8 protein-coding genes are annotated in these 11,814 nt (G+C 37.9%); 3 read left to right on the top strand and 5 right to left on the bottom strand.

Features of this window, described 5'->3' with window-relative positions; all coding sequences use genetic code 11:
- Positions 1 to 76: 76 nt before the first annotated feature.
- Positions 77 to 838 (top strand): IclR family transcriptional regulator, encoded by a 762-nt coding sequence (locus tag HMPREF0874_RS05730; protein ID WP_008602316.1) that lies wholly within the window; start codon positions 77 to 79, stop codon positions 836 to 838.
- 112 nt (positions 839 to 950) lie between these two features.
- Here HMPREF0874_RS05730 and HMPREF0874_RS05725 read toward each other — a convergent pair whose 3' ends face one another.
- The 5 genes from HMPREF0874_RS05725 to HMPREF0874_RS05705 all read right to left on the bottom strand — a co-directional run bounded on the left by HMPREF0874_RS05725 (position 951) and on the right by HMPREF0874_RS05705 (position 7,466).
- On the bottom strand, positions 951 to 1,784 hold the full coding sequence (locus tag HMPREF0874_RS05725; RefSeq protein ID WP_008602315.1) for a MetQ/NlpA family ABC transporter substrate-binding protein: 834 nt from the start codon (positions 1,782 to 1,784) through the stop codon (positions 951 to 953).
- Positions 1,785 to 2,156: 372 nt separating this feature from the next.
- Positions 2,157 to 3,470 (bottom strand): DUF389 domain-containing protein, encoded by a 1,314-nt coding sequence (locus HMPREF0874_RS05720; protein WP_008602314.1) that lies wholly within the window; start codon positions 3,468 to 3,470, stop codon positions 2,157 to 2,159.
- 9 nt (positions 3,471 to 3,479) lie between these two features.
- Positions 3,480 to 4,517 (bottom strand): nicotinate-nucleotide--dimethylbenzimidazole phosphoribosyltransferase, encoded by a 1,038-nt coding sequence (locus HMPREF0874_RS05715; RefSeq protein ID WP_008602313.1) that lies wholly within the window; start codon positions 4,515 to 4,517, stop codon positions 3,480 to 3,482.
- Between the two features lie 289 nt (positions 4,518 to 4,806).
- Complete coding sequence (locus tag HMPREF0874_RS05710; RefSeq protein WP_008602312.1) at positions 4,807 to 6,126, bottom strand: dicarboxylate/amino acid:cation symporter; 1,320 nt, start codon at positions 6,124 to 6,126, stop codon at positions 4,807 to 4,809.
- Positions 6,127 to 6,293: 167 nt separating this feature from the next.
- Positions 6,294 to 7,466 carry an iron-containing alcohol dehydrogenase gene (locus tag HMPREF0874_RS05705; RefSeq protein WP_008602311.1) on the bottom strand — a complete coding sequence of 391 codons (1,173 nt, stop codon included), beginning with the start codon at positions 7,464 to 7,466 and terminating at the stop codon, positions 6,294 to 6,296.
- 147 nt (positions 7,467 to 7,613) lie between these two features.
- Between HMPREF0874_RS05705 and HMPREF0874_RS05700 the strand changes: the two genes are divergently transcribed.
- Together HMPREF0874_RS05700 and HMPREF0874_RS05695 are read left to right on the top strand one after the other, a co-directional pair.
- Positions 7,614 to 9,173 carry a hypothetical protein gene (locus HMPREF0874_RS05700; RefSeq protein ID WP_008602310.1) on the top strand — a complete coding sequence of 520 codons (1,560 nt, stop codon included), beginning with the start codon at positions 7,614 to 7,616 and terminating at the stop codon, positions 9,171 to 9,173.
- A 282-nt stretch (positions 9,174 to 9,455) separates the two neighbouring features.
- Entirely contained in the window at positions 9,456 to 11,738 is a 2,283-nt protein-coding gene (locus tag HMPREF0874_RS05695; RefSeq protein WP_012864842.1) for a ribonucleoside-diphosphate reductase subunit alpha, read from the top strand.
- Positions 11,739 to 11,814 lie beyond the last annotated feature (76 nt).

Genomic DNA, 11,814 nt, shown 5'->3' with positions numbered 1-11,814 from the left:
TATTCAAATTTTAAGTAAAAAAAGATATTATAAATATTAAGAAGCAGATTATTTATCAAAAGGAATACCCGATAATATGAATATGAAATTACATAATCCAACGCTACGAGTTATAGAAGTAATTGAAACTGTTGCCGAAAATCAGTCTGGTCTTAGTTTATCTCAAATATCAAGCAAAATAAACTGTCCAAAAAGCACATTAATGCCAATTTTAAAAACATTATGTGAAAAAAATTATCTCTTATTTTCTGAAGAAACATTACTTTATACTATGGGAAAAGAGATTTTATTTATTAGTAGTATGTATGAATCAAATAATACTAGTTTAGATTTAATACAAGAACAAATGAAACGGTTATCTACAGAATGTAATGAAACTTGTCACTTAGGCATTCTAACTGGTAATGAAATTATGTATTTACTAAAAATCTCTACTACCAATCCAATCCAGTTAATCTCTTCTGTCGGTAAAAGGTTACCAGCTTACGCTACGGCACTGGGTAAAGCTTTATTATTCGATAAAAGTTTAAATGAATTAGAAGAACTATTTTCTAATCCATTTCAAGCATTTACAGCACAAACTCTTAAAACACCCATAGAACTATATAATAATATTCATAATAATAATAGTTTTACTTATGAAAACGAAGAAATTACTAATCATGCATGCTGTATAGCACTACCAATCCGAGAAGATGGAAAAATAGTCGCAGCCCTTAGCGTTAGCTTTTTAACATTCACAACATCATCTGAAAAAGTACTAAAAATTAAAAAGGAATTATTAAAATCGGCATCAATTATAGAACGAATAATTAAAAACAAAGGTTTTTCATATTAATTTAAACTAAAAAAAGGCGTAACACCAATGGTGTTACGCCTTTTTCGTATCTATAGAGTTTGTCATGAGAAGGAATTTTTCAGATACATATATATTATTAACGATCAATCAATTAGAACGCTGGGATAATAGCCCCTTTGTAATGTTCTTCAATGAACTTCTTAACTTCTGGAGATTGTAATGCTTTAGCTAATTTTTGAATAGCTGGTTTATTTTCATCACCAGGGTTTACGGAAAGAAGATTTGCATATGGAGAATCCGCTTTTTCTACGAATAAACCATCTTTTGTAGGATTAAGACCTGCTGGCAATGCATAGTTAGCATTAATTACAGCTGCGTCTAAGTCTTGAATGGAACGAGGAATTTGAGCTGCTTCCAACTCTGTAATTTGGATGTTTTTAGGGTTGCTAGTCACATCAAATGGTGTGTTAGTCAAACCAGTTGGGTCTTTCAATGTGACAAGACCTGCACTTTGCAACAAGAGAAGTGCACGAGCACTGTTTGTTGGATCAGATGGAATCGCTACTTTTGCGCCATTTGGCAAATCTTTTAAATCTTTAATTTTTTGAGAGTAAATAGCCAATGGTTCGATGTGAACTGGTGCAAAGCTTACGAAGTTTGTGCCATGATCTCTGTTAAAGTTATTTTGGTATGGCACGTTAGCAAAGAAGTTTGCATCTACTTCATGGCTAGATAATGCCATGTTTGGTTGAATGTAGTCTGTAAATTCAATGATTTGAAGATCTACACCTTCCTTAGCCAATAAAGGTTTAATTTGATTTAAGATCTCAGCATGAGGTACAGGGTTTGCTGCCACTTTTAACACCTCTGCTTTAGAACTACCAGCACTGCTGGAACTTGCGTCATTTGTGGAAGAACCACAACCACTAATCAATAAGGACGCGCCTAATACGGCCGTCGCTGCTAATGCTAACCATTTTTTCATGTAATCCTCCTATCTACGATGAACACCTACATCTATTGACGAGGACTCATGCGTATACAACACACGTAGATATGTTAATAAATCTATATATTCTTACACTGTATCTACATTTAATTATTTAATAATTTCGATGTAGTAAGTATAGCAAATTTAATTCCTATTCGTATAATAGATTTTATATATCAATTAATATAACCTTAATCTATAGCAAGATAAGAGTAATTACATTTAGCTATGCCAAGTACATAAAAACGGTACTAAGATGATTCCCCGTACTACTAGGTAATATACCTAATAGGTACAATCAAACTTAGTACCGTTATAAATATCGCTCTATATAATAAACAATCTAATCAAAATCAAAAGATTCAATTATAAAGTTGACGTTGTTTGCTCCACAGAAATAGTTACAGGTGCTGATAATTTAGCCTCTAACCAAGCTTTTATTCGTTCCGAATCTGCATCAGATACAGTGGACGCGGTATGGATAATCACCATATAGCGATTCGCTTTAGGCTGTTCTAAATTATCTATCAAAGGCATGCCTTCCACTCTGCTTACAAACGGGAATAACGCCTTTGCTTCAGCTTCTGTCGTTTTCATAGTGTTTATAGTTTCACTTACTAGTTGATAAGTCGGCTGGTACAGATTACTCAAGTTTGTATATTTTTCATGATCCTCCGAGGCTTTATTCAAGCTCGTCTTATCCACAGCAGATTTTTTCTCATCTACACTATTAACAAATCGCACTGCATAAGACTGCAAATACTCGTCTTTCTGTAATTTATCATCCAACTGGGATCGTTCCTCTGAAGTCACAGGAGCTCCTACAACTACTATATCTACTAGCTTATTCACTCGGTCCAATGAATAATCAATCACTAGTCGACGCCCATCTTGATTAATATTGGTCTTAATAAACTGCTCTATATGATTTGACTCAGAATACTTGATGGTCATATCATAGCCTGCATAAATGCTTGGTATAGCCATAATAAGACCAATCACAAGAAATATTAGCTGATTACGACGATTAATCTCTTCTGCTTGCTTATGGGATGGCAAACTATATACACCTTTTAAAACAATAAAAGATGCAAAGAAGATGAAAAATGCATTTATAAAGAATAGATACCCAGCCCCAAAGAAATAATGCCAATTTCCATTAGCCAGTCCATATCCTGCCGTACACAGTGGTGGCATAAGTGCAGTCGCAATCGCTACCCCTGGTATGACATTATCTAAGGTCTTACGCGTTTGACCAATAATCCCAGCTAACCCACCAAATATAGCAATGAATACATCAAAAATATTCGGTTCTGTACGCGCTAATAGTTCAGATGTAACTGTCTGAACGGGGGAAATATAAAAATATAAAGCAGATGCCAAAACAGCAATCGTAATCTGTAAGGACAATCTTAAAATAGCACTTTTCACAACTGTAAAATTAAGCGTAGCGAAGCCAAAGCCAGTTGCTAGAATCGGTCCCATCAACGGCGATATAAGCATAGCACCAATAATAACGGCTGTACTATTCATATTCAACCCAATAGAGGCAATAAACATGGAGAGGATCAGGATAACCAAAGCAGGACCCTTAACCTTAGCCCCACCTATCAACCTTTTAGCAATAGTTGCATCATCGGCTCGTTCAAAATGTATATCAAAGTATTTATTTAGTTCCATTCTTCTACCTCATAATTTCATCAAATCTGCAAAGGTCCCCACATTTACAAACATGTATTGTGTGGTTTTTAACATTTGAACCATCAAGATGGCACCTGTACCTTCTCCCATCGACATTTGTGCTTGTATAGGAACCATATCTTGTGTAATCCCCACCTCAGCCAAAGCCAGTTCCGTGCCTTTTTCTTTAGACTGATGCGATGGTAACGCATAGTCCACAACACGAGCGTTTATATGTGCTGCACAAGCAGCTGCTACAGCTGTAATAAAACCGTCAATAACAAAGGGCTTTTCAAAATCTGCACAAGCTAGCATGGCTCCAAGAATAGCGGCAATATCAAAGCCCCCTACATGGGCTACAATTTTACGAACTCGGTGAGTCTCACTTTCAGCAATAATACGCTCCTTATGTATATCTAATACAGAACGGACAAAGTCAATTTTACGCTTCATCAAATCTGGTTTGTCAGGCCAGGAACCAGGGCCCACGGTTTCCGTCGGATCAGCCCCCGTCAATGCAGACAACACACACGCAGAGGTTGTCGTATTCCCTAAACCCATTTCACCAAAGGAGAACAGATTGATTCCTTGTTCTACATAATACTGAACCCGTTCATAGCCAGCTTGAAAGGCTCTATTAAATTCATCGTCAGTCATGGCAGCATGGTGCAAAATATTCTTTGTTCCCTTCGCTACTTTGCGATTAACGCCGATACCATCATCTGAGGCAATGCCTACATCCACGACCTCATAAGGAATATTATTAAAGTTACAAAATTGTGTGGCTGACGAGCGACCTAAGAGCATATTACGGGATTGCTTTTGCGTCACCTCGTAGTTATACCCAACATAGCCTTCCATATTACAACCATTATCGGCAGAAAATATGATATGCTGTGGTCGAATTTCGCCATTAATCTCACCCCAAGCCGCGCAAATCTTACGAAAATATATTTCCCATAAACCAAGACCACCTGGGATGAGGCATTTTGGTTGGAGAAATTTATTTAATTGTTTCTCTATCGGTAATACTGACTTATCTTTCATTTTATTCTCTAATCCGCACCTAATGTACCAACTAGCCTTCTATTAATTCGATATTATTCTATCTGAAAGTATAACATAAAATGCATATCTAGTAATGTGACTATTATTAGTTTTTAAAAGTATAATTCAGTTTTAAAATTTAGTATTCTAACAACTATATTTCTAATCGAAATTATCATTACACAATTACAACTACTCTAGTAGATAAAAAAGGTTATCCCCTTACAGGATAACCTTTTATTTGAGTTATATAATTAAGTATTTTCTTAAGTTTATCTAACCTACGAATTTAAGCACCTTGGAATTGAGGCATATCGTCGCCGCTAGAGTCGTCCAATTTACCTTGAAGGTCATGGTCAACCATGGCACATACAGATGCATCAGACCATACGTTTTCAGCGGTTTCAATCATATCGATAATCGTATAGATTGGCAAGATGATACCAAGCAAACCAATTGGTACACCGATGGAACTCATCAAGGATAAGGTTAAGAAATAACAACCCATTGGAACGCCCGCATTACCAATCGCAGCGAGAACAGCAATAAATAACCAGGCCACCATTGTGCCCATAGTCAATTCCATTCCCGCATTTTGCATTACGAATAAAGATGTGACAAGAATGAAAGCTGCGCAACCATTCATATTAATAGTTGTACAAATTGGCAATACGAAACGAGCTACTGCAGGATGAGCTTTCAAATTATCCTCAGCAGATGCCAATGTAACAGGCAAAGTTGCAGCAGAAGATTTTGTGAACAACGCAACAGCTACGGCTGGAGACATTTTGCGGAATACGTCCACAGGGTTCAAACCTCGGAATAACAAGAACAATGGAATTACGATAAAGAATTGGATCAAGTTACCACCGATAACAACAGCCGTATATTTACCTAAAGCACCAACAATTACGCCCGCTTCAATTTGTGCAGATAATTGACCTGCAAAGGCGAGGATACCGATTGGCAATACATAAAGTAATGCTTTAATCAATGTAAATAGTAATTCTTGTAAACCAAATAAGACTTTCAACACCGCTTCGCGATTTTCAGTGCGTGGCATGAACGCAAAGGCTAAACCAACGGAAGCAGAAATAAACATTACAGACAATACATTGGCTTGTAAGTATGGTTGCAAGATATTGTTTGGAATAACAGATAAGAAATGATCATAATACGTAACATTGCCAAGTTTTTCAGGCACTTGAGCTGCACCGGCACCGATTACATCAAGCGGTAAGTTACCTGGTGCAATCCATAGGAATAAGCCAAGTCCTACAGCTGCCGCACAGATTGTAGTTAGCAAGGTATACACTACAGCGTGTCCAAAGATACGACCTGTATCCTTTTTAGCACCTAGCATGGATAATGTTGTAATTACCGCTAAGGATACGGTTGGAATTGCGATAAATTGGAACAAACGTGTAAAGACCGCTGCAATAAAATTAAAGAGCTCATTTAAAGCCGGAATATGTTGCCATCCTAAGATAGCACCAATGATGAGTGCCCCCATCCATAAAATGAACTGACGCAATTTACCTTGACCACGACTTTTTAAGGTAATCTCTTGCGCTAAGGCATCCACATTCTTGTCGTTTTGATCTGCCATAATAACACCTCTCTACAAACTAAACTACTAGAGACTAAAAAAAGAAATCCCAGCCCTAGGGCTGGGACAGTGAATATCCGAGTCTCTCTTTAATTCACATTATAGAGATATGATTTAAAATTGTCAATTATAATATATGAATACATTCTAATATATTCAGATATCACTTAGAACATTTTCTTATACAACATTTCTATATCTTCCCGACTCACATCGGCCATTGTATTAGCAATATTGCCGGTAGCTACGACATACACGTTATCGACAAGCCAAGGAATGTCTTTTTTCGTTAAGCCTAGTTCTGTAAGGTTTGTAGTAAGGTCTAGGTCATGTACAATCAAGCGTAATGCTTCACCTAGTTCGGATCCATCTCCGTGGTTGAATATACGAGCTAAGGCACCAAATTTATCGGGGTTAGCACTCCATGTATATTCCACTGCAACAGGTTCAATAACGGCAAGGCCTACACCGTGGGTAATATCCTTAAGCCCACTAGCAGGATGTTCCATGCCATGAGCAAGTGTTACACCGGCGGTATTAATAACCATGCCTCCAATTGTGCTAGCCAATGTAACGGACTCCCAAGCTTTTGTAAGTTGAGTTTCGTTGAGAACAGCTGATTTGCCTTCAGCCATTGCTTTCACATGTTTATATAGAGGCACAAGATATTGTGCTAACAAAGTTACAGCATAATGAGCTAATGCATCGGTAAAAGGTTGTGCCGTTTTAGAAGTATACGCCTCGATATTATGACAGAGTGCATCAAATCCCACAGATGCCAATACATGGGGCGGCATTGTGCCCATCACTGCCGGATCTACGATGGATACCTTTGGTACGATGGCATTACATCGCAAGGATTTCTTGTCTCCTGTTTCGGGATTAGTAAGTACACCAAAGCCATTACCTTCGGAGCCGGTACCACAGGTTGTAGGAATTACAATAAGAGGCAACGCCTTATCACTGGTTTTACGATTAAAGATATAATCGTTAATGTCACCTTCGTTAACGGACATAAATGCAATGCCTTTTGCACAGTCCATGATAGAGCCACCACCGATGGCAATAACCATATCACAGCTTTCAGATTTAGCTAGAGCAGCGCCGTCCAATGCAGTCGTCGTTAAGGGATTGGCATCCACTTGATCAAACAACACATGTTCAATATGTGCCGCATCAAGTTTTGCTGTCACACGGTCATATAGTCCAGATTTTTTGGCACTTGTCCGCCCTGTTACGATTAGCGCTTTATTGCCATAAGGCTTAGCAAAATCAGCAACACTATCGACTTTATCCCAACCAAATTGGATATGTACTGGTAAAAAATAAGAGAACTCCATGTGAACGACCTCTTTTCTATAAATACTAGCTCTTAATGTTATTGTAATGTAAATTCAGACGCCTGTAAAACCTCATAGGACTTTCACTAGAAAACATGTATACTACAGATAAGAGGGGGCATTTATTTTTATAAAGGGAGAGAATCTATGAAATCTGCAATTACACATTTATGGTCTTCGCTGCGGGACCTAGCAACGCAGTCACCTATATTACTGGCATTAATTGCCGTATTTTCATGTACACCGTTTTATCTAGAGCAAGATTGGTTTGCCGATATAGACCTTTGGTTCTATGGGCTGTATTTCTTCATCGTCATACTACAATCATATATAACACGAGATCGAAAGTTCTCCGTAGTATATACATTATTAAGCATAGGTATCAGCGTTGGTCTATATACGATTCATGAAACGTACCATCACATACGAGGCATCGAGCTAGCCACAGAAAATATATCATATCTATGGCTGTACTCTATGATTGCTCTATATTTTACATCGCCTGGAGAATACTACATTGGCGAAATCATCAATCGCCTGAAACGGATTGGTATTACCATTGTTACATCAACACTGTATAATGTCGTCATAATCATGACTCTATGGTTTTTCTTCATCATTCTGAACAAACCATTTACCTTTGATGATCTAATCTTTAAAGTATTAGCCGCTATCAATATATTTATCTGTATATCCATGCTGTGCACTTACAAAGAGGAGCCTGATGGACCACCAGAACCAAATACATTCTATAATGTTGTTTTTGGAATCATACTACCAAAGGCTTCCATCATTACAGGTATTCTAGCTAATATCTACTTGGTATTGATTCTCTTAGGCCTTCGCGAAGATGCGCGGTTCCTTTATACATATTATCCGTATGTAGCCATTTTCTATCTATTTTACTTGGCTAGTTTCAGATCTAGTGAAAGCAGCAAGACACAAAGGATCCTATGTTTCTTATTTATTACGATTACAATATTGTGCTTAATCCTGATTGGCAAGCGCGTAATAAATGAGCCCGTACTCTGGCTCAATACGATTTACGTGGCCGCATTCAATCTAATCTTCTTAGCACATAACGTATATTCCTTTGTAAAGCGTTTGACTCCATCGATCCATACAACGATTATGGCACTCACCCTAGGTGCAGTCCTTTTAATGCCTTTTATCGGTTACACGTCCCATCGAGAGTTTACAAACTATACAAAAATTGACGGTCAATGGCACGTATACTTGCCTATTACAGAAACATTTAACCCTGATTTTACAGACTATGGCAGGACGATTATACAGGGGGATTCTTCAAAACTAGGAGCAACGGAAATATATAAGGAACGAAATATTCAGTTTATCAGCTTTACGGCCGTTGAAGAACCTCATGTTATTTCGCTTGTAGGATATAATAAATTCATTTCTAACATCGAATTAGAAGTACGTGAGCCTGCTGATAGTACAGCTGACATACCAACAGCATCCTATGAATCGATCAACTTTAGATTCATCAATGAAGGGCTTGATTTAGAGGTATCTCTACCAAATGGCGTGACCGAGGTTCATCATATATATGAAAAATTCCTCACTGTGCCAAAAACGGCTTCAGATTCAGTCATTATAGAAGGCACGGGATATAAACTCTTAATCCACTCCTACTACGCATATCAAGACAGTGCACGAAGAATTATTTTTAGCGTATTATATAATTAATTATAAAATCCAGTAATTTCACGCATCTTTAACCATATCAACATTTTTTGCGAAACTATATTAAAAATTTTACAAATGTCAATATTGATTATATAGAAATTTTTCGCTATAATCGTAACATAATGTATAAGCTAGATAAGAAAACTACCATATATAGTAGTTTTCTTATTTTTCTGATTAGACTCAACTTAAAGATAATTTATATATTTCATTCTAATCTTATATATGCTTATACGACTATATTAACAGTTTTATGACTTTTTGCTCTCAAGGGGAACAGTAATGGAGATTATGATCAAGAAACGGGATGGCCATTTCGAGCCGTTGTCCGTTGAAAAAACGAAACGAATGATAGCCTTCGCATGTTTGGGGTTAGATTCTTGTGATCCACTAGAATTGGAAATGGATGCGAAGTTGCAATTCGTTGATGGCATGACCACTAAAGAAATTCAAAAAACTTTAGTCCAAACAGCCATCGAAAAAGTTATATCTAAAAAAGACGACGGCTTCGGCAACCAAGTTAATAAAATGAACCAAGATTGGCAGTTCGTAGCAGCCCGCCTATTCTTGTTCGATCTCTATAAAGAAGCCGCTATTACTCGTCGTTACAAAGCATTTGGCTACGGCAACTTCCCAAATCTTGTAAACATGCTTGTAGAAGAGAAAAAATACGCAGACTTCTTCGTTACAGAATACACTGCTGACGAATTGCAAGAGTTAGGCGATTACATCAAACCTAAGCGCGACTATCTCTTCAACTATGAAGGTCTCAAATTATTGGCTGACCGTTACTTGGTAAAAGGTTTTAACAAAGAAATCTTTGAATTACCGCAAGAACGTTTCATGGCTATCGCAATGCATTTGGCTCTTGTCGAAGGGAAAAATAAAGTAAAATACGCTAAAAAATTCTACGATTTGATGAGCCAATTAAAAATGACGACAGCTACACCTACTTTGGCAAATGCTGGTACACCATTCCACCAATTGTCCTCTTGCTTTATCTCTGGTGTAGACGACAACTTATGGTCTATCTACGACGTAAACAGCAAATTCTCTCGCGTATCTAAACACGGTGGTGCGCTTGGTATCTACCTTGGCAAAGTTCGTGCATTGAACTCCGATATCCGCGGTTTCAAAAACTCCTCTGGCGGCGTTATTCCTTGGATTCGCTTGTACAATGATACAGCTGTTGCAGTAGACCAATTGGGTAAACGTAAAGGCGGCGCTACAGTAACACTTGATATTTGGCACAAAGACTTCTATGAATTCGTAGAGCTTCGTACAAATAACGGTGATGATCGCCGTAAAGCTCATGATATCTTCCCTGCTATCTCCGTTCCAAACATCTTTATGGAACGTATGTTAGCTCGTGAAAACTTCACCCTCTTTGACCCTCATGAAATCTTGGCTGTAAAAGGCTATTCCTTAGAGAATTACTTCGATACAGATGACAAAAAAGAGTTTACTAAACGCTATATCGAATGTGAACAAGATCCTAATTTACACGGCATCGAAGTGCCAGCATTAGACATGATGAAAAAAATCATGCGCTCCGCTGTTGAAACTGGTACGCCATTCATCTTCTTCCGCGACACTGTAAATGCTGCAAATCCTAACAAACATGCAGGTATGATTTACGCGTCCAACTTGTGCCACGAAATTGCACAAAATGTTGGCTTCACTAATCTTGCTGAAGAAATCATCAACGAAGACGGTACAATTACTACAAAAACAAACACAGGCGACATGGTTACATGTAACTTAAACTCCATTAGCCTTGGCCGTATTACAGACGAAGAGTTGGAAGAAAACATTGCCCTTCAAATTCGTATGTTAGACAATGTTATTTCCATCAACCAAGCGCCGGTGCCAGAGTCTCGCATGACTTCTGATAAATACCGCGCTATCGGTCTTGGTACGTCTGGTTATCACCACTACCTTGTAAACCATGATATCCAATGGGAATCTGATGAACACATCGAAGTAGCGGACAAATTATTTGAAAACATTGCATTCTATGCGATTAAAGCTTCTATGGAGCTTGCAAAAGAAAAAGGCGCGTACCCAGCATTCAAAGGTTCCGAATGGGAAACTGGTGAATACTTCACACGTCGTGGTTACACATCTGATCGTTGGAAACAATTGGCTGCGGACGTTGCAAAATACGGTATCCGCAACGGTTACTTGATGGCCGTAGCTCCTACAGGTTCTACATCCAACATCGCTAATACAACAGCTGGTATCGACCCTATCTTCAAAAAATTCTTCATCGAAGAGAAGAAAGGTTCTTTCACACCAAAAACGGCACCAGATTTGAACGACAAAACATTCTGGCTATACAAAGAGGCACATACAATCGACCAACAATGGTCCATCAAAGCTTGTGGCGTGCGTCAACGTCATATTGACCAAGCACAATCTTTCAACTTGTACATCACTCCTCAAATGAAAGCGAAAGAAATTCTTGACCTTTACGTAGAAGCCTACAAACAAGGGATCAAAACAATCTACTATATCCGTAACCAATCCCTTGAAATGGATGAATGCACAAGCTGTTCCTCCTAATATAGGATAGATACACGCTACATTCTATAATGCAATTTAAGCTATGGTAAAAGTTAAAGATATCATTGCCATAGTT

The sequence above is a fragment of the Veillonella sp. 6_1_27 genome (assembly GCF_000163735.1).
GTDB classification, from domain to species: domain Bacteria; phylum Bacillota; class Negativicutes; order Veillonellales; family Veillonellaceae; genus Veillonella; species Veillonella parvula_A.
Note: the sequence above shows the minus strand (reverse complement) of the source record. Positions and strands in the feature narration are given on the sequence as shown.